This window comes from Porticoccus litoralis, assembly GCF_030676955.1.
Taxonomy (GTDB): domain Bacteria; phylum Pseudomonadota; class Gammaproteobacteria; order Pseudomonadales; family Porticoccaceae; genus Porticoccus; species Porticoccus litoralis.
In genome coordinates, this window is record NZ_JAUUUU010000007.1 from 26,511 (window position 1) to 50,612 (window position 24,102).

A 24,102-nucleotide genomic window follows, 5' to 3' on the forward strand; every position below is an offset into this window, starting at 1 on the left:
ATCACTGTCCATGAATGAAGATCGCGCCATCAAGAACCCGATACAGGAATACCGCCTGTACGTGGGACGGTTGCTGTTTACCCTGCTGGTAGTGTTGATCATGGCCGGGGTATTACTCTGGCGCTATTACCATCTTCAAGTGCTGGAACACGAAGGTCTGGTGACCCTGTCAGATCGAAACCGGGTTCTCGTGGAGCCCATGCCGCCGACCCGAGGCCTCATCTATGACCGCAACGGTGTTCTGCTGGCGGACAATCGTCCCAGTTTCAACCTGTCCATCGTCAAAGAGCGTGCCGGAGACCTCGATACCCTGATTGCTGAGCTGGATCAGCTGGTGGGTGTGTCCGAGGTCGAACTGGAACGTTTCCAGAAACAAATGCAACGCCGTCGACGCCCCTACGAACCAGTGCTCCTTAAGGTTAATCTGGATGAACGGGAACAGGGTGTGCTCGCGGTAAACGAGTATCGCCTGCCCGGAGTGGAGGTGACCGTACAGTTGCTGCGCCACTATCCCCTGGGACCGGAGATGTCTCACGTATTGGGATATGTGGGGCGCATCAATGACCAGGAAATTCAGGACCTGGACCCTGTGCGTTACAGTGGCACCTTAGTGGTGGGTAAAACCGGTCTGGAAAAATTCTACGAAGATGAGTTGCTGGGACAAGTGGGTTACCAGACGGTTGAAACCAACGCCCGGGGTAGGGTGATGCGACAACTGGAGCAGACTGCTCCCGAGCCCGGCAAGGACCTTCACCTCTATCTGGATAGTCGCCTTCAGCACGTCGCCTTCGAAAGCTTGGCCGGTGAGCGAGGGGCGGTGGTGGCCATTGAAGTGGCCACTGGTGGTGTCCTGGCCATGGCCAGTGCTCCGAGTTTTGATGCCAATGGGTTTGTTACCGGGATTAGTGTCGAGAGTTATCGTGCTCTGTTGGATTCCCCTGATCGTCCGTTGTTTGACCGAGTGCTACAGGGTCAATACCCGCCGGGATCAACGGTCAAGCCTATCTACGGGTTAGCGGCATTGCAGAGTGGCACCATCAGCCAGGATTACCGCATCTATGACCCCGGTTTTTACCAACTTAAAAACGATGAAAGAAAATACCGGGACTGGAAAAAGGGTGGGCATGGCAGCCGCATTTATCTTAGTGATGCCATCATCCAGTCCTGCGATACCTTTTTTTACGACGTGGGTGTCAAAATGACTATTGATACCCTGGCGTTGTACGGCACACGCTTTGGACTGGGCCAGAAAACGGGTCTGGATATGCCCTCAGAGCGCGCGGGTATCATGCCATCCCGGCCCTGGAAGAGGGCTGCCAAGGGGATTGCCTGGTATCCCGGCGATACGGTCAATACCAGTATCGGGCAGGGGTATACCCTGGCGACACCCATGCAGTTGGCCGTGGCTACCTCACGTCTGGCCAGTCGTGGCGAGATTCGCTCTCCGCAACTGGTGAGAAAACAACACAGCATTCCTCCACCCGCGGGGATCATTAAGGCCTCGGAAAATAACTGGAACTACGTTCACACGGCCATGCAGGAAGTGGTGCATGGCTTGCGGGGGACAGCCAAGGGCATCAATAAGGGACTGAACTATCATATTGCTGGCAAGACAGGTACGGCACAGGTGATCGGTATCAAGCAGGATGAGGAATACGATGCGGAAAAAGTGGCTAAACGCAATCGCGATCACGCCCTGTTCATCGCCTTTGCACCGGTTGAAAATCCACGAATTGCCGTGTCCGTACTGGTGGAAAATGGTGAGCACGGCAGCAGTACTGCAGCCCCGGTAGCGCGCAAGTTAATCGACGCCTACATGGCCTATTACCCGGATGCTCTGGCGAATGAGGTGACCGATGAGTCAGGGTGATTTTGTTCGCCGTATGGGTTCCGGCGGGGCCGCCATTTATGGTGCGCCTAGCCAATGGCAGAGGGTGCATCTGGATGTGCCGCTGTTCCTGTTGTTAACCCTGTTGGCAGCGGTCGGTTTATTTATTCTCTACAGTGCCAGTGGACAGAGTCTCTATTATGTTCAGCACCAGCTGGTGAACTACGCGGTGGGTTGCGCTGTCATGGTGGCGACCGCTCAGGTGCCGCCAAGACTGATGGCTCGATGGGCTTTTTTGCCCTACTTCGGTGGTGTGTTGTTGCTACTGGCGGTGTTGTTTATGGGGGTCGGCGCAAAAGGAGCCCAGCGCTGGCTGGAAATTGGTGGCATTCGCTTTCAGCCATCGGAAATCCTCAAGGCGGCGGTGCCCTTGATGCTTGCCAGCTACCTTGGACAGAGAGCAATTCCGCCACGTTTCATGCATGTGATAGCGGCGCTGGTATTCATTGCCCTGCCGCCGGTGCTGGTGATATTGCAGCCAGACCTGGGTACCGCCATTTTGATTGCCGCTTCGGGGTTTTTTGCCTTGTTCCTGGCAGGGTTGCCAAAGCGGTATCTTGCATTTGCGGGTGTGGCGGCGACAGCCCTGATGCCGGTAATGTGGTATTACGTTCTACACGATTACCAGCGTCAGCGTATTCTCACGATGTTTAATCCAGAAGCAGACAAACTGGGTGCCGGCTGGAACATTATTCAGTCGACCATTGCCATTGGTTCGGGTGGTGTACACGGCAAAGGCTGGATGCTGGGAACCCAGTCGCAACTGGATTTCCTGCCGGAAAGCCATACGGATTTTATTATTGCGGTGCTGGCGGAAGAGTTTGGTCTGGTGGGTGTGATGCTATTGATGGGGCTGTATCTGCTGATCATTGTCCGTTGTATCATCATCTGCTTGAGGGCCCAGAGCATGTTTGGACGCTTGTTGGCGGGGAGTGTTACGCTAACTTTCTTTGTCTATGTGTTTGTGAATATGGGAATGGTTTCCGGCATTTTGCCCGTGGTGGGGGTGCCCTTGCCTCTGGTGAGCTATGGTGGCACTTCCATTGTGACCCTGATGTTGGGGTTTGGTATGCTGATGGCGGTCAGTACAGAGAAAAAACGATCCATTTGATCATTGAGGTTGGTGAGGGGTAAGGGCCTAGCCCTTGATAAAAATATGAAAAAAAGAATGGTTTTTGCGTTAGCTGCATTGTTGTCTGTTTCGGTGCAAGCCGGTTATCTGGATTCTCCCAAGGCCAAAGCCTTTGCTGATCGTATGGTGGCAGAACACGGTTTTGGTCGCGGTGAAATCGATGCGCTGCTCGATAATGCAGAAAAGAAACAGTCCATTATTGATGCCATGGAGAGGCCTGCAGAAAAGGTCAAGCCCTGGAAGGACTACCGCAAAATTTTTATCACCGAGAAACGTATTACGGAAGGGGTTGATTTCTGGCGTCACAACCGTGAAGCCCTTAAATTGGCGTCGCGACAGTACAATGTGGCACCGGAAGTGATTGTTGCCATTATCGGCGTGGAAACTTTTTATGGGCGGATCAAGGGTGGGTTCCGGGTTATTGATGCCCTGTCGACATTGTCATTTGATTACCCGCCCCGCAGTGCCTTTTTTACCCGTCAGCTGGAAGAGTTTCTGCTGCTGGCCCGTGAGCAGAGCCAGGATCCCCTCAAATTGACCGGTTCCTATGCCGGCGCCATGGGTTATGGACAGTTCATACCCAGCAGCTATCGCAGTTTCGCTGTGGATTTTGACGGCGATGGCTTCGCTGACATCTGGGATAATCGCTCCGATGCCATCGGCAGTGTCGCCAATTATTTTGCCAAACATGGCTGGGTCATGAATGAGCCCGTGGTCGCCCGTGCACGCGCCAAGGGTGACCTGGATAACGCGTTATTGAATAAGCTGACGCTGGATAAAACCCTGGCTGAATGGTCGCAGTTGGGAGTGCAGGCCGAAGATAAATTACCCGCAGACATCAAAGCCCTGCCTTTTACGCTGGAAGCCGAGGACGGTGAGCAGCTGTGGCTGGGGCTGAATAATTTTTACGTTATCACCCGTTATAACCGCAGTACCATGTATGCCATGGCGGTACACCAGTTGAGTCAGCTGATCCTGGAGCGTGTTGGTGAAAGCAATCTCTAGACGTTTTACTCCGTGGGCTGTGCTGGCCGTCACTGTGCTCCTGTTTCAGGGTTGCGGCGGTAGCGGCAGTAGTAAAGGCGGGTACGGGTATGGTGATGGTCCTCCGCCTAAGGATGTGGACGTCGCACATATTCCCGATGCTGTGCCGAAGGTAGAGCCGGTTACCAAGGCTGGTAACAAAAGCCCCTACACCGTGTTTGGTAAAACCTACGAAGTGCTACCTTCCAGTCTTGGTTTCAGGCAGCAGGGTATGGCCTCCTGGTATGGCAACAAGTTCCACGGCCGCAATACCTCAAATGGTGAGCCTTATAGTATGTACGAAATGACAGCGGCTCATAAAACCCTGCCCATTCCCTGCTATGTACGTGTCACCAATGTCGAAAATGGACGCAGTGTGATTGTCCGGGTCAATGATCGCGGTCCTTTCCACGGTGACCGCATTATTGATCTTTCTTATGTTGCTGCAAAGAAGCTGGGGTATTCAGACAGGGGTACGGCGAAGGTGATTGTAGAAGCGATCGATCCGCTTAAGTACCAGAAAAATTCTGTGGAACAGCCGCATATCTACAGTCAGCCAAGTGTGATTCCCTCGGCGCAACCGGTGGCTAGTGCCGATGACTATAGCCTGCCGGGTAATACTTACCTCCAAGTGGGCGCTTTTTCCACACACACGGCCGCCTCGACGTTGTCGCAGAAAGTGCAGAGCCTAACGGAGGTTCCCGTGGTGGTAAGGCAGCAAAGCCAACCAACAACTCTTTACAAGGTGTTGGTGGGACCGTTAAGCGATAATGACACGCTATTGAATCTGCGCAATTTGCTGCAGCAGCGGGAGAATATCAGTCCCTTTGTGGTCTACGAATAACTTTACCTGAAAGACCGGCGGGCCTCGTGCTAGAATTTCCGTATTCCTTTCCGGTACATCCATCCATCGTTACACCAATTAAAAAAACTGTTGCTTATGCTGAAGAAAATTCTTTCCATCGGGTTGTTACTGTCCCTGTTACCGGCTTTCTCTCAAGCCAAAATTCTTATTCCGGCACCACCGGAACTGGCTGCTTCCGCCTGGATACTGATGGATGCCAACACCGGGAAAGTCCTGGTGGAGCACAACGCAGATCAGCAATTGCCCCCTGCCAGCCTGACCAAAATGATGACCAGTTACATCGTTGCCGCTGAATTGCACAACGGCAAAATCAAGGAACAGGACATGGTACCCATCAGCGTCACAGCTTGGAAAATGGGTGGTTCAAAAATGTTTGTCCGTGAGGGGACACAGGTGCCGCTGATGGACTTACTGCGTGGTGTGGTCATTCAGTCCGGTAACGATGCATCTGTGGCTCTGGCGGAGTACCTGGCAGGTAGTGAAAGTGCTTTTGCCGATGTCATGAACCAGCAGGCCCAGTTGCTGGGTATGAAAAACACAACCTTTCACAATGCCACTGGCTGGCCCTCAGACGGCCACCTAACAACGGCTCGCGATTTGTCTCTGCTGGCACGTGCCTTGATACAGGATTACCCGGAACACTACGATATCTATGCTGAGAAATACTTCGAGTACAACGATATCAAACAACCCAACCGCAACCGCCTGTTGTGGCGGGATAGCTCGGTGGATGGCCTGAAAACCGGCCATACCGAAGAGGCAGGGTTTTGCCTGGTGGCTTCGGCCGTGCGCAATAACATGCGCCTGATATCAGTGGTGATGGGAACCAGCAGTGAAGAGGCCCGTGCCAGGGAATCACAAAAACTGCTGTCATTTGGCTTTCGCTACTATGAAACCGGCAAAGTCTACAGTGCTGGCGACATTCTGAAAGAAAACGCCCGGGTCTGGTACGGAGTTGAAGACAGCGTCAACCTGGTTGTGCCTGAGGACCTGTACCTGACTATCCCCCGCGGCTCAAAAGATCAACTGGAAGCCCAGGTGGTGTCCGATGAGGACATCGAAGCGCCGCTTACTGGGGGCCAGTCGCTGGGTAGTCTGACCATCAGTTTTGAGGGAGAACCCCTGCTGGAAACAGCGCTGGTGGCAGACAGGTCAGTGGAGGAAGCGGGAATTTTCTCCCGTCTCTGGGATGCCATTAAGCGATTCTTCATAGGTATCTTTGCCTGATGTCGACACCAGAAGCACCGAAAATTGAATTTCCCTGTGATTACCCCATCAAGGTGGTTGGTAGTGCCGGTGGCGAACTGCACAACCTGGTGATTGAAACTATGGAGCGCCATTCGCCGGGATTTGATCAGGCGACGATAACTGTAAGGGGCAGCCGTAAAGGCAATTTTCAATCCATCACTGTCACGATTACTGCAACCGGGGAAACACAGCTTCAGGCCATCTTTGCCGACCTGAAAGATCACCCGCTGGTACAGATGGTCTTGTAAGAGCTGGAATCCAACCCGTTTATATGTCGACAGTACCTGACTTGCCTCTAATCATCCGCTACCTGGGGTGTCGTGCCTATGCCGATACCTTCGAAGCGATGAAAACGCTCACTTCTACACGCAATGCCGAGACACCGGATGAAATCTGGTTGCTTGAGCACGAGCCGGTGTTTACCCAGGGGCAGGCGGGGAAACAGGAGTACATCCTGATGCCTGGTGACATTCCGGTGGTTCAGAGTGATCGCGGTGGCCATGTGACCTACCACGGCCCGGGCCAGATTACCGGGTACCTGCTCATTGACCTGAAACGACTGGGTATCACGGTGCGCGATCTGGTTTCGCTCATTGAAGCTGCGCTGGTGGAAACACTGGCACACTGGGGTATTACAGCCGCCCCAAGGCCTGATGCCCCTGGTGTTTACGTTGAAAATGGTGCCAAGATCGGTTCTCTGGGACTGCGGGTGCGTCGCGGTTGCAGTTACCACGGGCTCAATTTCAACGTTGATATGGATCTCAGTCCCTGGGCTCGCATCAATCCCTGCGGGCTCGGCGTGCCCATGACCCAGATGAACGATCTGTTACAGAACAAGGTCACCCTGCAAGAGGTGTCCGAGTACCTTGCTGATATTTTGACCAGCAGGCTGGGGTATAATACGCACCGTGTGGAAGGCGACCATCCACTGCTGCATTCGCAGCAGGCGCCTGCATCCTGAAACGAATCTTTGAGGCATTCCGCTGTCATGACTGATACCAACGTAGTTCCGCCAAAACGCACTCGCCGCCTTCAGCAGGGCGAGAAACTACGCAGTGCGGACAAGGTGGAACGGATCCCAGTGAAGGTGATCCCCACAGAGGAAATCCAGCGCAAGCCCGACTGGATGCGTATCCGGGTCTCATCGTCCCCCAAGGTACAGGAAATCAAAAACATACTGCGCAAGAACAAGCTGGCGACGGTATGTGAAGAGGCAGCATGTCCCAATCTCAGCGAGTGTTTCAGTCACGGCACGGCAACTTTCATGATTATGGGGGAAATCTGTACCCGTCGCTGCCCGTTCTGCGATGTGGGACATGGTAAACCCAACCCCCTGGATGCAGAAGAGCCGGCACATCTGGCAAAGGCCATCCACGAAATGCAGTTAAGCTACGTGGTGATCACTTCTGTCGACCGTGATGATCTGCGCGATGGTGGTGCCCAGCATTTTGCCGATTGTATTCGGGAAGCCCGACTCCTCAGCCCGGCGCTGAAACTCGAAATTCTGGTACCGGATTTTCGTGGTCGTATGGAGCCTGCTCTGGAGATTCTTACCGCCACGCCACCGGATGTCTTCAACCACAATATGGAAACCGTGCCAAGGCTGTACCGAGAGGCCCGTCCGGGTGCCAACTATGCCTGGTCCCTGAAACTGCTTCAGGAATACAAGCGCCTGAACCCCAATGTACCCACCAAGTCAGGACTGATGGTGGGGCTGGGTGAAACCAAGGACGAGCTGATGCGCACGCTGGATGATCTGCGCGCCCACGATGTCGATATGTTGACCGTTGGGCAGTACCTGCAGCCCTCCAAAAACCATCTGCCCGTAGACCGCTTCGTGCACCCGGATGAATTTGCCGAGTATGCGGAATATGGCCACAGTATCGGTTTCAGCCAAGTCGCTTCAGGTCCGCTGGTACGGTCTTCCTACCATGCCGACAAACAGGCAAAGGGCGAACAGGTTAAATAGCTGATAGTCTTTTGCTGTACAGCACTGGATCAGAATAAATGAAAACACCCAGGCTTCTTGATATTCATAACGCCACGGTTTACCGCGACAATAAAAAAGTCTTCGATGGCTTTTCACTGTCGGTAGAGCAGGGGCAGAGCACGGCCATTATCGGGCCCAATGGCGCCGGTAAAAGCACCTTACTTAAACTGCTGACCCGTGAGCTGTACCCGGTGGTAAATGATGAGTCCCACGTGCGAATCCTGGGCCAGGATCGCCCCATACTCTGGGAATTGAGGGAAAAAATCGGCCTGGTGTCCGCTGACCTGCAACAGGGTTTTGTGCCGGATGTTAGTGGGCTCGGTGTGGTGGTGTCTGGTCTGCACAACTCCATTGGCCTGTTTCATTATCAGGATGTAACGGACGAGCAATTGACCCGGGGCAGGGCGGTGCTGGAAGAGTTGGGAATCTCCGACCTGGCGGGAAGGCCCTACAAGCAGATGTCTACAGGTCAACAGCGTCGCTGTCTGCTCGGTCGTGCTCTAATCCACAACCCCGATCACCTGATTCTCGATGAGCCCACCAGCGGGCTGGACTTGAATGCCACCTATCATTATCTCAATGGCATCCGCGAACTGTTGCAGCGCGGAAAGACCATTCTTCTCGCTACCCACCATATACACGAGATTCCCCCTGAAATTGAGCGTGTGGTCTTTATCGCTAATGGCAGTGTGGTGGCCGATGGCTACAAAGCCGACCTGCTGACTGACAATCACCTGTCGTCGCTGTTTGATATGCCGTTGACCGTCAGTATCTCTAACGGTTTTTACCAGGTCTTGCCAGCCTAGTCACAGGCCACCATAATGTGCGCCGATTTGCCGATCCAGGATTACTGACGTTATGAAAGTACAAGACAATGCTGTGGTGGCTTTCCACTACACCATGACCGACGAAAATGGCGAAGTCGTCGAGACTTCCCAGAATGAGGAAGCTGCGACCTTTATTTGCGGCTACCGGAATATGATTGAACCGCTCGAAGCCTCCATGCTGGGCAAGGAGCCGGGAGACAAGTACAGCATTACCCTGCCGCCTGAAATGGCCTATGGAAGATTATTGACTGACAACGAAATGCGTGTGGGGCTGAAAAACCTGCATTATGAAGGCAAGCTGGAGCCTGGCATGACGGTTCCCCTGCGTACCAAAGAAGGCTTGCGCCCGGTGACTATCCTCAAGGTAGGCAAGTTCAATGCGGATATCGACATCAACCACCCTTTGGCGGGTAAGACTCTGACCTTTGATGTGGAAATTGTGGATGTGCGCGAATCAACGCAGGAAGAGCGCGACCACGGCCATGTTCATGGGGACAAGGGCTGCGGGAAGTGAAAAAATAACGGCACCGGTGCCGGAAATGGCGGGGGTTGAGCGGCAGGTTCAACCCCCGTTTTGCGTTTTAGTAGTACTGTAGAATGACACCCATTGAAACAATGTCGGTATCATTACCCGGATAACCCAGTGCATTGGCATCGCCGGTTACGTAATGCAGGTTGACGGTGGCTTTATAACCGTTGATCACGTAGTTCAGTCCCCACTCAGTGGTGTCGCTGGTGTCCGCATCCACCGGGTCATTTTTCATATAGCGGGCATAGGGTTGGAATTGCCCCGGACCGATTTTCTTGGCAAACAGGTAGCCAGCGGTAGCATAGTACGAGTCCCCTTCAAACAGACAGAAGCACTCCTCCAGCCCATCTGTGGGTGGCGAGGCCCAGGTTCGGTCGCCATCCATATTCTTGTAACCCGTCTCCAGCGTCAGTACAGCATTGTTATCCAGCACGGTTTCGGAAAACACATCGAAGGCATAGCCAAAAAAATCACCAGGGTCAATTTCGCTGCCACTGCTATCCTTCTGACTTTGCACCGTGACGGCGGCTGTCAGAATATCGCCAGCCTTACCAAAGTGTGTGGCGGCAGTGTAGTAACCCACCAGGGGCTCAACATTCTTGAAATTGTAGGCAAAGCGTGCGGCATACAGCAGGTTGTCATCGTCGTTGCCATAATCGTCGGTGCCTTCAAAGATCCCTGCCAGGTATTGCAGTTTATCCAGTTGGCCAAATACCACGGCACCTTCGCTACGGCCGAGTCGTCCTGCAGGACCGTCGTAGTCTGCGGGGAACAGTGGCTGACGGTACTGATTCCAGCTCATGCCAGTGTAGGGGCCATTCAGTCCCGGTCTGTCGGTGGGGACCAGGGTGCGCCCCACCCAGAGTTTGAATGCAGGATCGAGTTCAAATTGCAGAATGGCATCAATCATCATCACGGAGTCGCCTTCATATTTCTCCGTGTTAATACTCCACTTGACGTATTCATGTAACTGGCCAGCCCAGTAAGTCCGCAGGCTGTTGATGGTGAACTCATCACTGCCGTCGGCATCATTATTCCGGGAGGTTTGTTGCAGGCGCGTGCCGCCACCCACGCTAATCCAAAGGGTGTCACTGTGTTCCAGTTTCAGACCGGCTGATGAAGGGCTGGCCACAAAGATCAACAGTAGTGCTAGAAAAAGTTGTAGCAGACCGGCCGTATAGTTTTGGCGTGCAAAGACGCCCGTCACAGTGTTTAACACGCTTTATCCACCCCTTAATGGTTTGTGATTATTGAGTTGCCAGAGTATACCTTTGCCGACTGCCGCAATGTGAACAATGTCGATGACCTTTGCCGGTAAACAGTCTGTATGGTTTGTGTTATTTGACAGGTATCCGGTCTTTGCCGAAGAACTCGGGAGCCTGTATAGAAAGTGCTTTCAGAGGCATCTCGGACGTTGTTTTAACTGCGTGGGGAGTGCCCTCAGGAACCTTGATAAAGTCGCCGGGTTTTACTTCAAACGTCTCATCACCCCGTCGCATGATGCCGGTACCTTCGAGAATGTAGATGGTCTCGGAGTGAAAGGCATGCTTGTGCAATGGGACTGATTTCTTCACAAAAACAATAAAGTCCGAGGCATGTTTGTCGCTGTAGAGCTTCACCACGTGAATATTGGCGAGGTCGGTAGGTGCTTTAATATCCGCCATGGCGGTCTGTTCGGCTTGGGAAACGCTGGTGACCAGCAGAGTCAGCAGGATCAATGTTAACCGGAAGTTCACGGTGGCAGCTCCTCAGAATTTAGAAATCACAGATGGTACCCCAACATTTATGGGTTAACGAGGGCGTTAACGCTGAAAGCCGATTACTGGGCCGGACTATTTTTTGGCATCAGGAACCAGAGTACGGCTGCCACCAGGAATAATGCGGGAATATCACCGATCATGTTGGCGTGTTCAGAATGATCGGCCAGGGCCTGGGCCAACATAATGCCGGCGTGAACAATACTCGACCAGATGGTGAACCAGATAAGGCTGGCATGGGCGAGGGGGTTTTTGGCGGCACGAATCAGGAATACCCCGAGGGTGGCATAAATTCCCATGATCATTTGTTCGTATTCCGGTTGCCGTGGTGTCCAGCTCCAACCGGAGGGCCAGACCCACATCATCATGGCCGGTACGCCAACGACAAAAACAATGCCAAATACCAGCAGGGCGGTTTTCAGATACTGGAGCTTCTGCTGCTCTTCCATGGTGTGTCCCCTTTTTTATTATGAACGGCGGTTTTAGGTGCAGTGGTGGGAAGTGACTTTTTGATATTAGTCGATTTGCCCCGGATTGCCAGACACGATCTGTACCCACTTTGCGTCTTTTGTAGAGGTTTCTCCACCGGCGTTTTCCCACGCGGAAAACCTTCCTTCAATATGACAGGTGTTGTAGAACCCCAAGTCCTTTAACTCTGCAGTGGCCAAGGCTGAACGCCGGGCAGGCTGACAATACAGAACAGGCTGCCTGTCTTCAGAGAAAATGGGTTTGAAGCGGGGGTTGCCGGGGGGGGTGATATATTCTATTACGTCTCGATGTGCGATTTTCCAGGCTGCTGTATGCCCGGTTATCGGGATCTTGCCTCCAGAAGCTCTCTTAGCGGTAGGGGTAAAACACTGTGCATTTTCGCGGTAATCCGAGGTTCATTTTTCTGCCACAGCACGCCCAGATAAATGATGGTGAATCCTAGAACCGTTAGCATGATCGGAAATAGCCAACTGTCTTCGAAGACTCTGTAGGCCAGGTGTCCCAGATAAATACAGCAGCCAATTGCACCAAATACCACAAAAACACGACGCACCAATGCCACTCCAATGCCCAGCATGAAAATATTGATACAGAAATAGAAAAACTTGGCGAGTTCGCTGTCGGAATATTGCAGGGTCATGCCGCCCCAAAACGTCAGCACCCCGAAGATATAAAGCCAGAAGGCATAATCTGCGGTATTTCTGGCACGGATATCCACCCAGAAAGCGAGGCAAACAAAAGCCAGGCCAAAGTACATGGATACGATCGCTCTGAGCTCAAAGTCCGGGCTGCCAGCAGCGAGCATGGCGGCAATATCCATCGACATATACCACAGGGTGACTGCGATCGGCATGATCAGAAACGGATACTTGTATTTCCATGCCACGATAACACCCACGGCCAGCGTGCCTAACTCCATATAGAGCCAGTGCCATTTGATCAGGCGATGGTATTCACGGTAAGCAGTATCATCAGGCCATATGCCCAGCCCTTGCTGCAGGCCATAAATAGCCAGTGGGGTGAGGGCAACTACAAACGTGGCGCAGATTCCCGCAGGAACCGGGTAACCTTTTTGCTGAAACGTGTGGGTCAATTTGAGTGCTAGAACGGCATAAGCCAGAGACATTGCCAGGATTCCCCAGCCCCCAAACATTTCCCACCCCAGGGTCATAAAAAGGGTCATCGCGTTGATGGCAATGAGTCCGCCCAGGTAATAGAGCACATGGGTAAAATCAAATCGGGGGCCAGCGGAGGGGTTCTCTTTCAGGAACAGGAATAATTTCTCTGCCTGTTCGCTACTGATAATGTTTTCCTGAACCGCTGCATCCAGGTTTTTCTTTGTTATTTTCATCGCCAGTCCCGAAAAGCCCGCTATCAGTTCACATCCCACATGTAGTCAATCAAGCGCATGTCAGATCATTTGATCATAGCCCAGGTGGTGAAGCGAGCCAGGTCCGGTAGTTATTCCTCCACCCAGATTTTGCGGATAGGTTCTCCGAAGTCGTCGTAGATAATTTTTTCTTTCGGTTTACTGGGCGTTGTTTTTCCCGACTTGGATGTTTTCTGGCGTCGGGCATCCAGTGCAGCGACCACTTCAGGGATAGGCGTGCGCTCGGCTTTTGGTTGGTTGAAAAAGGCCATGGGCAAACCCTCCAGGGGGTTGTCCCGGCCACTGACACCGCGAGGGATTTTGTGAATTTCCCCGCCATGGGTCAGGTAGTCCTGTATCTGCTGCTGCAGTTCTCTGCGTAGCTGGGACTTATCTGGTGGTTTTTTCAAGGGTGGTTTATTTGCCATGGTCATCAGCCATTCTACCAGTGATCCCATACCGGGCGGCAGATATCCGGTAAACCGGGGAACTGGCCCAGTTCTGCCCAGGGCTGACCCGGTTGATGGAAGTCTGAACCACAGGAAGCCAGCAGTGCTTTTTGCTCACAGATCTTGGCCAGATCGCGGGTCAGTGGTGGGGGTTGCCGACCCGAGACCACCTCCATGCCTTGACCACCCACTGCCATAAAGTCATCTGCCAGGGCGAGTAGCTTGGTTCGGGTGAGATTGTATTTGTCTGGGTGAGCCAGCACGGCGGTGCCGCCGGCATCGCGAATCCACTGAATGATTTGTGGCAGTGTGGCCCACAGTTGTTTGACATCGCCGGGCTTGCCGGAGCCGAGGTATTTCTTGAAGGCCTGACGCATATTGCTGACCGCCCCGATCTCTATCAGGTGCTGGGCAAAGTGCGGGCGTCCCACAATATCACTGCCAGCCTGTGCCTTTGCTCCTTCTAAAGTGTCGGGTAGGCCAAGATGGTGAAGCTTTTCGGCAATCTGTTCGGCACGTTGTTTGCGGGCCTGTTGCTGGTAGTGGCAGCCGGCTCGCATGGCGTCGCTGTCGGGATCGATATTCAGGCCGACGATATGCACGCCAATTTTTCGCCAGGTGGTGGAGAACTCGATGGCGGGAATCACCTGTATGGATGAGTTTGTGCATGGCGGTAATCGGCCGAATGCTGCGGTGGTGTCGTGATCGGTGATGGCCAGCATCTCCACCCCTGCATCGGTTGCCCGCTGCACCAGTTGTTCCGGCTCGAGGGAACCGTCGGAGCAGGTGCTGTGGCAGTGCAGGTCATAAAGCATGTGGCAATCCATTTTGGACCGTTGTGGGAAACAACGGGACATTATAGCGCCTTCCAAGGTCGGTGTTGGTATGCATGTAGCCCTGGGAGCTGGTATGGCCGCCGGGCGCGAGCCGCTATACTGCGGTCATGGAAACGATCACCCCCATTGGTAAAGAGCTTCAACAGCAAGTACTGGAACAGACCCGACATTTTATCGGGCTGGGAAGCGAGTTGCTGGACCGTCGTTTTGCCGATGTGCCAGTGGCTTTCGACCTCCGAGGGCGTACCGCTGGCATGTATCGCGTTAAGGGTCGGCAACGGCTAATTCGTTACAACCCCTGGATTTTTGCCAAATATTTCGAGGACGGGCTGCACGTGACTGTGCCCCATGAGGTGGCCCACTATCTGGTGGACTGCGTCTACGGCATTCGTCGGGTCAAACCTCACGGCCCCGAGTGGCGCAAAATTATGGATGCCTTTGGCGTCGATGGCCGCGCCACCGCCCGATTCGACCTGGAAGGTATCCCGGTGCGTCGGGAGAGACAGTTTGATTACCACTGTGGATGCCAGCCTCACCGTTTAGGTACGCGACGTCACTTAAAGATACAACGTGGCGAGGCCCGTTATCTCTGCCGTCAGTGCGGTAACCACTTAGTGGTGGCCTGAATGAGTTGGTTTGTGTATATGATCGAGGCCAGCGACGGCTCTCTCTATACCGGTATTACCACCGATGTGGCGCGCCGCTTTGCGGAGCATCGGGATGGCAAGCTGGGTGCCCGTTACTTCAATGGGCGCCAGCCAAAAAAGGTGGTGTACGTTGAACCCGCAGAGGATCGCAGCATGGCTTCGAAACGGGAAGCGGCTATCAAGCAATTGGGGCGACAGCAAAAGCTGGCACTGATTTCGGAGGGTTCGAAAGATGGATGCTGAAATTGTTCACGATGACCAGCAAGGGTGTTTCCTGATTGAGCTTGAACGAGGACGCGCGGTGCTGGAGTACCAGTTATTGCCTGATAATACGGTAAATTTTTCCCGTACCTATGTGCCGGGGGAGTACCGCAATCATGGCTTAGCTGAAAAACTGGTGCGCGCCGGACTGAGCTGGGCAAACCAGCAAGGGCTTAGGGTGAGAGCAACCTGCTGGTATGTGCAGAAATTCCTTTAACAGTCCGCTGAAAAGCTTTCTGCGTGGCCGTACGGCGTTAAGAAAAACCTCAAGGTGCTCAATAGGTCTGTTGAAGAGCCCCCTAAACTCCGCCTTTTCCGTTTTCCTTGCCTTGTATCGCCTGCCTCGAAAACGTTTTCAGGCAGGCTGTTGGGACTTACTCATAAGTACAAAGATAAGCCGTATCCACTGCCACCTGTAACTGGAACGATTGATTGGCGGCCACTTCAAAGCTGTCGCCGGCGTTAAACGTATGCCAGTCGTCTTGGCCGGGCAGTTTCACAGTCAGTGCACCGCTCACCACGGTCATCACTTCTTTCTTGCTCGTGCCGAATTCGTATTCGCCCGGTGCCATGACGCCGACGGTGGCGGGCAGGGTTTCGGTCTGGAAGCCGATGGAAACCACCGTGCCATCAAAATATTCGTTCATTTTAAACATGCAGATGCTCTCAACAGGTTGGGTAAAAATTGCGCCGCTATAGTACCCGCACTGCGCGGTCGATAGAATGCGCCCTTTGAGATTTTTGTGGACACTAATGTGAAACCCTGGGATGTGATTGTCATTGGCGCAGGCGCGGCTGGCTTAATGTGTGCCGCGGTGGCCGGACAGCGCGGCCGCCGGGTACTGGTGCTGGAACGGGCCAATAAACCGGGCAAGAAGATCCTGATGTCCGGCGGCGGGCGCTGTAATTTCACAAACCTCTATACGGAGCCCGATAACTTCCTGTCCGAGAACCCCCATTTCTGCAAGTCGGCGCTGAGCCGCTATACCCAATGGGACTTTATTGAACTGGTCAATAAGCACGGTATCGCCTACCACGAGAAGACCCTTGGCCAGTTGTTCTGCGATCACCGCTCCCAGGATATTCTCGATATGTTATTGGCGGAGTCAGATGCGGCGAGTGTACAGGTGAAGACCCGGTGCGAGATCCGCGAAGTGACTTGCGAGGAAGCCGATCAGGGCTTCCGGTTGCAGACCAGTCTTGGGGAGTTTCATGCCAACGCACTGGTGGTGGCCAGCGGTGGTTTGTCGGTGCCGACACTGGGCGGCTCCGACTTCGGTTACAGGCTGGCGCAGCAATTTGGCCATAGTCTGGTGCCGTTGCGACCAGCCTTGGTACCCTTTACCTTTAGCGACGGTTTTAAATTGCTGACAGAGAAGCTCTCTGGCTTGTCGGTGTCGGTCCGGGTGACCGCCGGCGGTAAATCTTTCCGGGAAAATCTTCTTTTTACCCACCGTGGGCTCAGTGGTCCGGCAGTTTTGCAAGTCTCCAGTTACTGGCGTGAAGGGGAGGAAGTGCACATTGACCTGCTTCCTGACACAGATGTGGCATCGTGGCTAATGGCTATGAAGTCGCAACAGCCGAGGACATTATTGCGCACCTTGCTGGTTAGGGAGTTGCCGCGCAAACTGGTTCAGGAATTACAGGCACTGTGGTGGTCAGAACGCGCGGAAACGCCCCTTGCGGAATGGCCGGACAAACAGTTGCTGGCGGTAGCGAAACAGCTAAATGGCTGGCAGTTAAAACCCTCCGGCACCGAGGGCTATCGCACCGCGGAAGTGACCCTGGGCGGTGTCGATACTCGGGAGGTATCCTCCAAAACCATGGAGAGCCAGTTGCGACCTGGCCTGTATTTTATTGGCGAGGTACTGGACATCACTGGCCATCTGGGGGGCTTTAATTTTCAATGGGCCTGGGCCTCCGGGGTAGCCGCCGGGCAAAGCGTTTGAGTGAGATAACTATTTCGGAAAGAGAGCAATGTTGAAAGAAGAATTACTACAGGAAACAGCAAAAATTAGCTGGCAAGAGTTGCAAAAGTTTTTTGCCAATGGCTCCACCATTTACGTGGCGCCGGAACTGGACCTGATCGATGTGGCCGGGGAAATCTGCCAGGACAACAAAGAGAAGGTTCAGTCTTGGATGGCCGCCGGACAGGTAGGGCAAGTTAGCGATGAACAGGCGGTAACCTGGTTGGAAACCGATGCCCTGGTGTGGTCAGTAGTCGTCAAGCCGTGGGTCTTGGTGCAGCCGGTCTGTAATTAATATGTAAAGGATAATCAGTTGTATGGAAACAAATATCGTTGCTAAAGGATTAGCTATCCAAATTCCAGATGAGCTGGATATTACCTACCAAACCTTACCTTTTTACGATGACCATGAATTTTGTTTAGCCCGGTGGTTTAGCGAAAGTCTTCAATATGTCATGGCGATTAATAAATTGCCGGATGGGTGGCTGGACGCCGAGAAATGGATGGCGGGGTTTCAACGGGACATGAGGTCGCTATCAAAATGGGGCAGTTGTAAGGAAGGAAAATCTGAGGTCTTTGTATCTCCTGCTGGGTTAGCAATTAGTTCTCTGGAAATGTACTACGTCATAAAAGGTCAAGTGGGTGAAGAGCTTCAAAAAGGGACCTTAGTGCGAATTTTGCGCGACTTTGAACTGGCACCTCTGCCGGTGAACATCGTTTATTTTGGCGGGCGAAAGGCTAACGCCAAGATAAGGTCATTTATTGATCTGGCCGTTGAACGATTGAGGGCGAATCCCTTTATTGATCACTAGTATCGGTAAGCAGGGCCGCAGATTTCACCGAAACCAGTTTTCAGGGCTGATACTCAGCGTGGTGATGTCATTGCCAAACCACATCATGCCGTCTTGAATGGTGGCCTGCAGAGACATGTTGCGTTCTGCCAGGGAGGTTAATGATGCGGTGTCCTGCGGGGAAAAATAGTACACCTCGAGATTATCGAAGCGGCTCAGCTTGGGGGCGATATTTTGCCACCACTGCTCTGCAGTACGTGCGCCATAGGGGTAGATGAGTACGGTGTCGGCCCTGTTGCAGGCTTTGCGGATACGTCGCTCATCCGGCTGTCCCACCTCAATCCACAGCTCGATATCTCCCTGCAGGTTTTTCTGCCACAGGTCCGGCTCTTCATCGTTGGACAGTCCCCGGCAAAATTGCAGCTGTGGGTTGGCATTCAGTGCAAAAGCCAGCAGGCGAACCATCATGCGCTCATCGGTTTCCGAGGGGTGACGAGCAATGGTGAGGGCGTGTGTGTGGTAATAACCGCGATCCATATTGGATACGGCTAACTCGGCTTTGAACACAGTGGCTTTCAGGGCCATGCACGCAGCACTCTAGGTAATATTCGTGGGCTCTTGAGGCGCTGGTGGACAGCGCCTACTCAAGTGGTGAAAGGGGTCGAGGTTATCAGGTGATAATGCCGGAACCACTCAGTCCGCCGGGGCCGCCCATACCACCCATGCCGCCCATACCACCCATGCCGCCATCCTGGCCGGGTACAACAATTTTTGAGGCCTGTTCACGGCGCAGTTCTTCCAGCTCTCTGGCTGTGCGTTCAACTGCGGCTTCGGCTTCGGCACCAAATTTTTCTGCCGCGTCACCAATGCTGGTGGCCTCGATCAGGAAGTTGATGGGCAGCGCACCCATGGGGCTCATCACCTGGGTGGAACCCATGTAGGCAATTTCGCGGTTGGGGTCGCGCTCGCCGTCGGCGGTGACCGGAGTCAGGCGACGGATGCTACCGACCTTCTGGTCGGTGAAAATTTCTTCCAGGTACAGCTCGTCTGGATTCATGCTGGCGTCAAATTTTTTGGAATCACTCATGCTATTTATTCAGTTGTTGATCGTTGGGGCGGACACCCTACCAGATTTTCCACAGGTCGTCAGGGTGCGGTGATCTGGGACTTGAGGGTTTCCACCAGTGCATTGGCCGCAGAGGATAATGGGTAGCGGCGACGTGTCAAAATGCCCACCTGACGCTTGACTACCGGGTCAGTCAGTGGCCGGCTTTCTGCACCCAGCAGCTGCATTTGCTGAATAGCCAATGAGGGAACTACGCTGATGCCGAGTCCATTGGCGACCATAGAGCCAATAGATGCCAGTTGGTGGGCTTCAAACTCGACGGTCAGGTGTATGCCGCAACTGTCAGTGGTGTCGTCAATCATCTGCCGCATGGCTGAGGGTCGTTGCAGGGTAACAAAGGGGTAGTTCTGAAGCTCTGCCCAGCGGATCGTTTTTTGTTTCAGCAGCGGGTGGTCCTGGGGCGTGACCACAAAAAAACTGTCTTCAAATAGTGGTTCGAAATGCAGGTCTTCAGACTCTTCCAGGTCGAAGGTGACCCCGACCTCCACGCGACCTTTGCGCACCATGTCGATCACTTCCTCAGCCACCACATCCTGCACGGTAATGTTGATATCCGGAAACTGATCCCGGTAGTGGTGCAATGCCTTGGGCAACTTGCTGATGGAGAAGGACGCCATGGTAGCGATACTCAGTTTGCCACGACGCATGGCAAACAGGTTATGCAGGTCGGTGAGGGCGTTATCCCAGTCGGCCAGCAGGCGCTGCGCCACTGGCAGGAAAGCTTCGCCTTCCGGAGTGAGTGACAGGGTGCGGGTCGTGCGTGCCAGCAGCTTGCCACCGACCACTTCTTCCATGTTTTTCAGGGCAATACTTAGTGCGGGCTGGGACAGGTGCAGGCGCTCCCCGGCTTCCGCAAAATTGCGCGTTTGAGCAACGGTCACAAATGCCTTGAGTTGTTTAATGGTGATATCCATGTGTCCACTTCTATTTATAAGGGGGGTTAATCATTTGATTAAAATTTTACGCTTGATAAATATATTGCGCTATAGGATGCTTTAACGGTTTTGCAGGCCAGATGTATTGTCTGCGGGGTAAATCATAAAAAACGATTGAGGAGAAAAAGTTCATGGCGGGTTTCGATAAGGTGGTGAGCACCTACGAAGAAGCGATGGCAGGTCTCGAAGATGGCATGACCGTGATTGCTGGCGGTTTTGGTATTTGTGGTATTCCCGAAAATCTGATCAAGCAGATCAAGAAAATGGGCACCAAGGACCTCACTATTGTTTCCAACAACTGTGGTATTGATGGATTTGGTCTGGGTATTCTGCTGGAAGATCGTCAGATCAAGAAAATGGTCTCTTCCTATGTGGGTGAGAACAAATTGTTTGAAGAGCAACTGCTCTCTGGCCAGCTGGAAGTGGAATTGACGCCCCAGGGCACTCTGGCAGAAAAAATGCGCGCTGCGGGCGCTGGCATTCCTGCGTTCTACACGGCCACCGGTTACGGTACCGATATTGGTGAAGGCAAGGATGTGCGCGAGTTTGACGGCCGAAAATACATTTTGGAAGAGTCTATTCAGGGCGATTTTTCCATTGTTAAAGCGTGGAAAGCAGACCGTTACGGTAACGCGATCTACCGCAACACAGCCATGAACTTCAACCCCATGGCCGCCACCGCTGGCAAGATCTGCGTGATGGAAGTGGAAGAGATTGTTGAACCTGGCGAACTGGACCCGATGTATGTACATACCCCCGGTATTTACGTAGATCGTCTGATTCAGGGTACGTTTGAAAAACGTATTGAAATCCGCACCGTTCGCGAAGGTTAAGAGGAGAGACAATCATGGCACTTTCTCGTGATCAAATGGCTATCCGTGTTGCCCGCGAGCTACAGGATGGTTACTACGTAAACCTCGGTATTGGTATCCCCACGCTGGTGGCGAACCATGTGCCGGAAGGTATGGAAGTTATGCTGCAGTCCGAAAACGGCCTGCTGGGTATGGGGCCGTTCCCAACAGAAGATCAGGTTGATCCCGATCTGATCAATGCCGGTAAGCAGACTGTAACCACGGCTACTGGTGCTTCCATTTTCTCATCGGCTGAGTCCTTCGCCATGATCCGCGGTGGTCATGTGGACCTGACCGTGCTTGGCGCGTTCGAAGTGGACGTGAACGGCAACATAGCTTCCTGGATGATTCCCGGTAAGCTGGTAAAAGGTATGGGCGGCGCAATGGACCTGGTAGCCGGTGCCGATAACATCATCGTGTTGATGACCCACGCCGACAAATACGGTAACTCCAAGCTGCTGCCGGAGTGTACCTTGCCATTGACCGGTGCGGGCTGTATCAAGAATGTACTGACCGACCTGGCTTTCATTCAGATCTATGATGGCAAGTTCCACCTGGTGGAGCGTGCGCCTGGCGTATCTGTTGAAGAGATCGTGGAAAAGACTGGCGGTGAGCTGGTTGTTCCCGACAACGTGCCGGAAATGCAGTTCTGATTCTCTGGCGCTGTCAAAAAAGGCTCCCTGTTGGGGGCCTTTTTTTATGCCTGTCGTCGGCAGCAAAGGCTTTTTTGTATTGCCGGCTGAATGGCTTAAACTGTTTGCTCCCATAGATTTTGCAATCGTCAATCCAATTGTTCGCCCACCATCTACCCCGGGCTGACACCATTCATTTCGTGAGGTGATTTATGTTGAAAGGTAAAACTGCATTGGTGACTGGTTCCAGCAGTGGCATTGGCTATGCCATGGCTGAGCGTCTGGCAGATGCCGGTGCCAATATTGTGTTACACGGTCTGATGGACCCTGCAGAAGGCGCTGCCCTGGGGAAGGAGTTTGAGTCCCGCTTTGGTGTCGAGTGTCTGTTCAGCGATGCTGATATTTCCACTGCCGAGGGTAACGAAGCGCTGGTTAATGCCTCGCTGGAAAAGTTTGGTCAGGTGGACATTCTCATCAACAACGCCGGCATTCAGTTCACCGCCTCGGTTGAAGATTTTCCCGTGGCGAAGTGGGATGCCATCATCGCCATCAACCTCAGTTCCGCATTTCACACCACACGCCTGCTGGTGCCCGGCATGCAGGCGCGTGGCTGGGGCCGCATTATCAATATTGCTTCCGTACACGGCCTGGTGGCTTCCCTGCAGAAGGCAGCTTATGTTGCGGCCAAGCACGGCATTGTCGGCCTCACCAAGGTGGTGGCGCTGGAGAACGCAGAAAAAGGTGTCACCGCCAATGCTATCTGCCCGGGTTGGGTGGATACCGAACTGGTGGCGGCCCAATTTCAAGCAACTGCGGATCGGGATGGCGTCAGCTTCGAAGAGGGCAAGCGGCGCACCATTATTGCCAAACAGCCGGTGCCCAAGGCGACCCAGCCCTCTGCTCTGGGTGACCTGGCGGTGTTTCTGTGCTCAGATGCCGCTGCCACCATTACCGGTGCAAGCCTGCCCGTAGATGGTGGTTGGACCGCCCAGTAAAGCCATTCTGCGGGCAGTCAGAGAGGGTTTGCTGTAGAATCCGCGGCTTCCATTAATTCGGGTGCTGTGCGTTGAAGTGCGGTGCCAGTCAACAGGTCAGGTATGTCAGGCAAAGTTGGATTTATCTCTCTCGGCTGCCCCAAGGCGCTGGTGGACTCTGAACGTATTCTCACCCAACTGCGGTTGGAAGGTTACGAAGTGTCTCCAAGTTATGAGAATGCCGATGTGGTGGTGGTTAATACCTGCGGCTTTCTCGATAGTGCCAAACAGGAATCCCTGGATGCCATCGGCGAAGCCATGGCGGAAAACGGTCGGGTGATTGTGACCGGCTGCATGGGTGGTGACGAAAAAGCCATTCGCGATGTTCATCCGGGCGTGTTGGCGGTTTCCGGCCCCCATCAATACGAGGCGGTGGTCGGCGCTGTGCACGAATACGTGCCACCCAGTGCCGAGCACAACCCCTATGTGGACCTGGTGCCGCAGCAGGGCGTCAAGCTGACACCGCGCCACTATTCTTACCTGAAAATTTCCGAGGGCTGCAACCACCGTTGCAGCTTCTGCATTATCCCTTCCATTCGCGGCGATCTGGTGAGCCGACCCATCGGCAATGTGATGGATGAAGCAGAGCGCCTGGTGAATGCGGGTACCAAAGAGTTGCTGGTGATCTCTCAGGACACCAGCGCCTATGGTGTGGATGTGAAATTCCGCACCGGCTTCTGGCAGGGCAAGCCAGTGAAGACCCATATGCAGCAACTATGTGAAGCCCTGGGTGAGCTGGGGGTATGGGTGCGTCTGCATTATGTCTATCCCTATCCCCATGTGGACAATGTGTTACCGCTGATGGCGGAGGGCAAGATTCTTCCCTATCTGGACATTCCCTTTCAGCACGCTCACCCAGAGGTGCTGAAGGCAATGAAGCGTCCGGCCAATGAGGAAAAGGTACTGGAGCGGATTCGCCGTTGGCGGGAAATCTGCCCCGACCTGACATTGCGCAGTACCTTTATTGTTGGCTTCCCGGGTGAGACCGAGGAGCATTTTCAGTACCTGCTGGACTGGTTGCAGGAAGCTCAGCTCGACCGCGTTGGTTGTTTCAAATACGAGGCGGTGGACGGTGCTCCGGCCAACGAGCTTCCCGGTGCTGTGCCGGAAGCGGTGAAGCAGGATCGCTGGGAGCGCTTTATGGAAACCCAGCAGGCCATCAGTGCAGAGCGTTTACAGCGCAAGGTCGGCAGCACCATTGAGGTATTGATTGACGAAGTCGATGACGAAGGCGCCATTGGCCGCTCCAGTGCCGATGCGCCGGAGATCGACGGCAATGTATTCCTGGATGGCGAATTTGGTCTACAGCCCGGTGACTTGGTGAAAGCCCGGGTGGTCGAGGCGGAAGAGTACGATCTGGTAGCGGAGTTGATCTCGTAGTTTTAGTTGTTGCTAACAAAACAGGGCAATAAAAAAGGCCAGCTGGAAAGCTGGCCTTTTTTATGGGGGTGAGCAG

The 24,102-nt window shown here is 53.6% G+C and carries 31 protein-coding genes; 20 read left to right on the forward strand and 11 right to left on the reverse strand.

Annotated features, from left to right (window positions below; genetic code table 11):
• Positions 1–10: 10 nt before the first annotated feature.
• The 10 genes from mrdA to Q8A57_RS10570 all read left to right on the forward strand — a co-directional run bounded on the left by mrdA (position 11) and on the right by Q8A57_RS10570 (position 9,487).
• Entirely contained in the window at positions 11–1,870 is a 1,860-nt protein-coding gene (mrdA, locus tag Q8A57_RS10525; protein WP_305171069.1) for a penicillin-binding protein 2, read from the forward strand.
• Positions 1,857–2,999: a rod shape-determining protein RodA gene (rodA, locus tag Q8A57_RS10530; protein ID WP_439651675.1), complete on the forward strand. Its 1,143-nt coding sequence runs from the start codon at positions 1,857–1,859 to the stop codon at positions 2,997–2,999. Before mrdA ends, rodA begins: the two co-directional genes overlap by 14 nt.
• Before the next feature lie 45 nt (positions 3,000–3,044).
• Positions 3,045–4,025, forward strand: a complete 981-nt coding sequence (mltB, locus tag Q8A57_RS10535) for a lytic murein transglycosylase B (protein ID WP_305171070.1) — start codon at positions 3,045–3,047, stop codon at positions 4,023–4,025.
• On the forward strand, positions 4,009–4,887 hold the full coding sequence (locus tag Q8A57_RS10540; RefSeq protein ID WP_305171071.1) for a septal ring lytic transglycosylase RlpA family protein: 879 nt from the start codon (positions 4,009–4,011) through the stop codon (positions 4,885–4,887). Before mltB ends, Q8A57_RS10540 begins: the two co-directional genes overlap by 17 nt.
• 96 nt (positions 4,888–4,983) lie before the next feature.
• Positions 4,984–6,135: a D-alanyl-D-alanine carboxypeptidase family protein gene (locus Q8A57_RS10545; protein ID WP_305171072.1), complete on the forward strand. Its 1,152-nt coding sequence runs from the start codon at positions 4,984–4,986 to the stop codon at positions 6,133–6,135.
• Complete coding sequence (locus Q8A57_RS10550) at positions 6,135–6,404, forward strand: HP0495 family protein (RefSeq protein WP_305171073.1); 270 nt, start codon at positions 6,135–6,137, stop codon at positions 6,402–6,404. Before Q8A57_RS10545 ends, Q8A57_RS10550 begins: the two co-directional genes overlap by 1 nt.
• A gap of 23 nt (positions 6,405–6,427) precedes the next feature.
• The gene (gene lipB / locus Q8A57_RS10555) at positions 6,428–7,117 is read left to right on the forward strand and encodes a lipoyl(octanoyl) transferase LipB (RefSeq protein WP_305171074.1); all 690 of its coding nucleotides are present in this window, start codon (positions 6,428–6,430) and stop codon (positions 7,115–7,117) included.
• Between the two features lie 27 nt (positions 7,118–7,144).
• Complete coding sequence (gene lipA / locus Q8A57_RS10560) at positions 7,145–8,125, forward strand: lipoyl synthase (RefSeq protein WP_305171075.1); 981 nt, start codon at positions 7,145–7,147, stop codon at positions 8,123–8,125.
• Positions 8,126–8,163: 38 nt separating this feature from the next.
• On the forward strand, positions 8,164–8,952 hold the full coding sequence (locus Q8A57_RS10565) for an ABC transporter ATP-binding protein (protein WP_305171076.1): 789 nt from the start codon (positions 8,164–8,166) through the stop codon (positions 8,950–8,952).
• Positions 8,953–9,004: 52 nt separating this feature from the next.
• Positions 9,005–9,487: an FKBP-type peptidyl-prolyl cis-trans isomerase gene (locus tag Q8A57_RS10570; protein WP_305171077.1), complete on the forward strand. Its 483-nt coding sequence runs from the start codon at positions 9,005–9,007 to the stop codon at positions 9,485–9,487.
• A 67-nt stretch (positions 9,488–9,554) separates the two neighbouring features.
• Here Q8A57_RS10570 and Q8A57_RS10575 read toward each other — a convergent pair whose 3' ends face one another.
• The 7 genes from Q8A57_RS10575 to Q8A57_RS10600 form a co-directional block, all read right to left on the reverse strand.
• Complete coding sequence (locus tag Q8A57_RS10575; RefSeq protein ID WP_305171078.1) at positions 9,555–10,721, reverse strand: hypothetical protein; 1,167 nt, start codon at positions 10,719–10,721, stop codon at positions 9,555–9,557.
• Between the two features lie 118 nt (positions 10,722–10,839).
• Positions 10,840–11,238, reverse strand: coding sequence for a cupin domain-containing protein (locus Q8A57_RS10580; protein WP_305171079.1), 399 nt, complete (start codon positions 11,236–11,238; stop codon positions 10,840–10,842).
• Between the two features lie 83 nt (positions 11,239–11,321).
• Positions 11,322–11,708 (reverse strand): DUF6632 domain-containing protein, encoded by a 387-nt coding sequence (locus Q8A57_RS10585; RefSeq protein WP_305171080.1) that lies wholly within the window; start codon positions 11,706–11,708, stop codon positions 11,322–11,324.
• Positions 11,709–11,774: 66 nt separating this feature from the next.
• The gene (locus Q8A57_RS11145; RefSeq protein ID WP_369427816.1) at positions 11,775–12,077 is read right to left on the reverse strand and encodes a rhodanese-like domain-containing protein; all 303 of its coding nucleotides are present in this window, start codon (positions 12,075–12,077) and stop codon (positions 11,775–11,777) included.
• On the reverse strand, positions 12,068–13,099 hold the full coding sequence (locus Q8A57_RS10590; RefSeq protein WP_305171081.1) for a DUF2157 domain-containing protein: 1,032 nt from the start codon (positions 13,097–13,099) through the stop codon (positions 12,068–12,070). Before Q8A57_RS10590 ends, Q8A57_RS11145 begins: the two co-directional genes overlap by 10 nt.
• Positions 13,100–13,209: 110 nt before the next feature.
• On the reverse strand, positions 13,210–13,575 hold the full coding sequence (locus tag Q8A57_RS10595; RefSeq protein ID WP_305171082.1) for a hypothetical protein: 366 nt from the start codon (positions 13,573–13,575) through the stop codon (positions 13,210–13,212).
• Positions 13,560–14,381 carry a PHP domain-containing protein gene (locus tag Q8A57_RS10600; protein WP_305171083.1) on the reverse strand — a complete coding sequence of 274 codons (822 nt, stop codon included), beginning with the start codon at positions 14,379–14,381 and terminating at the stop codon, positions 13,560–13,562. Before Q8A57_RS10600 ends, Q8A57_RS10595 begins: the two co-directional genes overlap by 16 nt.
• Before the next feature lie 128 nt (positions 14,382–14,509).
• Here Q8A57_RS10600 and Q8A57_RS10605 point away from each other — a divergent pair, with 128 nt between their 5' ends.
• From Q8A57_RS10605 to Q8A57_RS10615, 3 genes are read left to right on the forward strand one after another with little or no spacing between them, the layout of a single operon-like run.
• Positions 14,510–15,028 (forward strand): SprT family zinc-dependent metalloprotease, encoded by a 519-nt coding sequence (locus Q8A57_RS10605; RefSeq protein WP_305171084.1) that lies wholly within the window; start codon positions 14,510–14,512, stop codon positions 15,026–15,028.
• Positions 15,029–15,292: a GIY-YIG nuclease family protein gene (locus Q8A57_RS10610; RefSeq protein ID WP_305171085.1), complete on the forward strand. Its 264-nt coding sequence runs from the start codon at positions 15,029–15,031 to the stop codon at positions 15,290–15,292. It abuts the gene before it with no gap.
• A complete protein-coding gene (locus Q8A57_RS10615; RefSeq protein WP_305171086.1) occupies positions 15,282–15,527 on the forward strand; it encodes a GNAT family N-acetyltransferase in 246 nt (81 codons plus the stop codon). The genes Q8A57_RS10610 and Q8A57_RS10615 overlap by 11 nt, the downstream gene beginning before the upstream one ends.
• A gap of 157 nt (positions 15,528–15,684) precedes the next feature.
• Here Q8A57_RS10615 and ppnP read toward each other — a convergent pair whose 3' ends face one another.
• A complete protein-coding gene (ppnP, locus tag Q8A57_RS10620) occupies positions 15,685–15,966 on the reverse strand; it encodes a pyrimidine/purine nucleoside phosphorylase (protein ID WP_305171087.1) in 282 nt (93 codons plus the stop codon).
• A gap of 99 nt (positions 15,967–16,065) precedes the next feature.
• Between ppnP and Q8A57_RS10625 the strand changes: the two genes are divergently transcribed.
• Genes Q8A57_RS10625 through Q8A57_RS10635 form a run of 3 tightly spaced genes read left to right on the forward strand, consistent with a single transcriptional unit; the run spans position 16,066 to position 18,089 of the window.
• The gene (locus Q8A57_RS10625) at positions 16,066–17,259 is read left to right on the forward strand and encodes a BaiN/RdsA family NAD(P)/FAD-dependent oxidoreductase (protein WP_305171088.1); all 1,194 of its coding nucleotides are present in this window, start codon (positions 16,066–16,068) and stop codon (positions 17,257–17,259) included.
• A 28-nt stretch (positions 17,260–17,287) separates the two neighbouring features.
• Positions 17,288–17,572: a DUF2288 domain-containing protein gene (locus tag Q8A57_RS10630; protein ID WP_305171089.1), complete on the forward strand. Its 285-nt coding sequence runs from the start codon at positions 17,288–17,290 to the stop codon at positions 17,570–17,572.
• A gap of 22 nt (positions 17,573–17,594) precedes the next feature.
• Positions 17,595–18,089: a type 2 periplasmic-binding domain-containing protein gene (locus Q8A57_RS10635; protein ID WP_305171090.1), complete on the forward strand. Its 495-nt coding sequence runs from the start codon at positions 17,595–17,597 to the stop codon at positions 18,087–18,089.
• Positions 18,090–18,113: 24 nt separating this feature from the next.
• Here Q8A57_RS10635 and Q8A57_RS10640 read toward each other — a convergent pair whose 3' ends face one another.
• The 3 genes from Q8A57_RS10640 to Q8A57_RS10650 all read right to left on the reverse strand — a co-directional run bounded on the left by Q8A57_RS10640 (position 18,114) and on the right by Q8A57_RS10650 (position 20,108).
• Complete coding sequence (locus tag Q8A57_RS10640) at positions 18,114–18,653, reverse strand: YaeQ family protein (protein ID WP_305171091.1); 540 nt, start codon at positions 18,651–18,653, stop codon at positions 18,114–18,116.
• Positions 18,654–18,738: 85 nt separating this feature from the next.
• Positions 18,739–19,155: a hypothetical protein gene (locus tag Q8A57_RS10645; protein ID WP_305171092.1), complete on the reverse strand. Its 417-nt coding sequence runs from the start codon at positions 19,153–19,155 to the stop codon at positions 18,739–18,741.
• Between the two features lie 59 nt (positions 19,156–19,214).
• A complete protein-coding gene (locus Q8A57_RS10650; RefSeq protein WP_305171093.1) occupies positions 19,215–20,108 on the reverse strand; it encodes a LysR family transcriptional regulator in 894 nt (297 codons plus the stop codon).
• A gap of 152 nt (positions 20,109–20,260) precedes the next feature.
• Between Q8A57_RS10650 and Q8A57_RS10655 the strand changes: the two genes are divergently transcribed.
• The 4 genes from Q8A57_RS10655 (at position 20,261) to rimO (ending at position 24,026) form a co-directional block, all read left to right on the forward strand.
• On the forward strand, positions 20,261–20,962 hold the full coding sequence (locus Q8A57_RS10655; protein WP_305171094.1) for a CoA transferase subunit A: 702 nt from the start codon (positions 20,261–20,263) through the stop codon (positions 20,960–20,962).
• Positions 20,963–20,976: 14 nt separating this feature from the next.
• Complete coding sequence (locus Q8A57_RS10660; protein WP_305171095.1) at positions 20,977–21,633, forward strand: CoA transferase subunit B; 657 nt, start codon at positions 20,977–20,979, stop codon at positions 21,631–21,633.
• A 191-nt stretch (positions 21,634–21,824) separates the two neighbouring features.
• Positions 21,825–22,607 (forward strand): 3-hydroxybutyrate dehydrogenase, encoded by a 783-nt coding sequence (locus Q8A57_RS10665; RefSeq protein WP_305171096.1) that lies wholly within the window; start codon positions 21,825–21,827, stop codon positions 22,605–22,607.
• Positions 22,608–22,709: 102 nt separating this feature from the next.
• Positions 22,710–24,026, forward strand: a complete 1,317-nt coding sequence (gene rimO, locus Q8A57_RS10670; RefSeq protein WP_305171097.1) for a 30S ribosomal protein S12 methylthiotransferase RimO — start codon at positions 22,710–22,712, stop codon at positions 24,024–24,026.
• Positions 24,027–24,102 lie beyond the last annotated feature (76 nt).

Bases quoted from the DNA above. Each gene is read 5' to 3' on its own strand.
- mrdA (WP_305171069.1), top strand. From the start codon at position 11: ATGAATGAAGATCGCGCCATCAAGAACCCGATACAGGAATACCGCCTG.
- rodA (WP_439651675.1), top strand. From the start codon at position 1,857: ATGAGTCAGGGTGATTTTGTTCGCCGTATGGGTTCCGGCGGGGCCGCC.
- mltB (WP_305171070.1), top strand. From the start codon at position 3,045: ATGAAAAAAAGAATGGTTTTTGCGTTAGCTGCATTGTTGTCTGTTTCG.
- Q8A57_RS10545 (WP_305171072.1), top strand. From the start codon at position 4,984: ATGCTGAAGAAAATTCTTTCCATCGGGTTGTTACTGTCCCTGTTACCG.
- Q8A57_RS10550 (WP_305171073.1), top strand. From the start codon at position 6,135: ATGTCGACACCAGAAGCACCGAAAATTGAATTTCCCTGTGATTACCCC.
- lipB (WP_305171074.1), top strand. From the start codon at position 6,428: ATGTCGACAGTACCTGACTTGCCTCTAATCATCCGCTACCTGGGGTGT.
- lipA (WP_305171075.1), top strand. From the start codon at position 7,145: ATGACTGATACCAACGTAGTTCCGCCAAAACGCACTCGCCGCCTTCAG.
- Q8A57_RS10565 (WP_305171076.1), top strand. From the start codon at position 8,164: ATGAAAACACCCAGGCTTCTTGATATTCATAACGCCACGGTTTACCGC.
- Q8A57_RS10570 (WP_305171077.1), top strand. From the start codon at position 9,005: ATGAAAGTACAAGACAATGCTGTGGTGGCTTTCCACTACACCATGACC.
- Q8A57_RS10585 (WP_305171080.1), bottom strand. From the start codon at position 11,708: ATGGAAGAGCAGCAGAAGCTCCAGTATCTGAAAACCGCCCTGCTGGTA.
- Q8A57_RS10590 (WP_305171081.1), bottom strand. From the start codon at position 13,099: ATGAAAATAACAAAGAAAAACCTGGATGCAGCGGTTCAGGAAAACATT.
- Q8A57_RS10595 (WP_305171082.1), bottom strand. From the start codon at position 13,575: ATGGGATCACTGGTAGAATGGCTGATGACCATGGCAAATAAACCACCC.
- Q8A57_RS10600 (WP_305171083.1), bottom strand. From the start codon at position 14,381: ATGCTTTATGACCTGCACTGCCACAGCACCTGCTCCGACGGTTCCCTC.
- Q8A57_RS10605 (WP_305171084.1), top strand. From the start codon at position 14,510: ATGGAAACGATCACCCCCATTGGTAAAGAGCTTCAACAGCAAGTACTG.
- Q8A57_RS10610 (WP_305171085.1), top strand. From the start codon at position 15,029: ATGAGTTGGTTTGTGTATATGATCGAGGCCAGCGACGGCTCTCTCTAT.
- Q8A57_RS10615 (WP_305171086.1), top strand. From the start codon at position 15,282: ATGGATGCTGAAATTGTTCACGATGACCAGCAAGGGTGTTTCCTGATT.
- ppnP (WP_305171087.1), bottom strand. From the start codon at position 15,966: ATGTTTAAAATGAACGAATATTTTGATGGCACGGTGGTTTCCATCGGC.
- Q8A57_RS10630 (WP_305171089.1), top strand. From the start codon at position 17,288: ATGTTGAAAGAAGAATTACTACAGGAAACAGCAAAAATTAGCTGGCAA.
- Q8A57_RS10635 (WP_305171090.1), top strand. From the start codon at position 17,595: ATGGAAACAAATATCGTTGCTAAAGGATTAGCTATCCAAATTCCAGAT.
- Q8A57_RS10640 (WP_305171091.1), bottom strand. From the start codon at position 18,653: ATGGCCCTGAAAGCCACTGTGTTCAAAGCCGAGTTAGCCGTATCCAAT.
- Q8A57_RS10645 (WP_305171092.1), bottom strand. From the start codon at position 19,155: ATGAGTGATTCCAAAAAATTTGACGCCAGCATGAATCCAGACGAGCTG.
- Q8A57_RS10650 (WP_305171093.1), bottom strand. From the start codon at position 20,108: ATGGATATCACCATTAAACAACTCAAGGCATTTGTGACCGTTGCTCAA.
- Q8A57_RS10655 (WP_305171094.1), top strand. From the start codon at position 20,261: ATGGCGGGTTTCGATAAGGTGGTGAGCACCTACGAAGAAGCGATGGCA.
- Q8A57_RS10660 (WP_305171095.1), top strand. From the start codon at position 20,977: ATGGCACTTTCTCGTGATCAAATGGCTATCCGTGTTGCCCGCGAGCTA.
- Q8A57_RS10665 (WP_305171096.1), top strand. From the start codon at position 21,825: ATGTTGAAAGGTAAAACTGCATTGGTGACTGGTTCCAGCAGTGGCATT.
- rimO (WP_305171097.1), top strand. From the start codon at position 22,710: ATGTCAGGCAAAGTTGGATTTATCTCTCTCGGCTGCCCCAAGGCGCTG.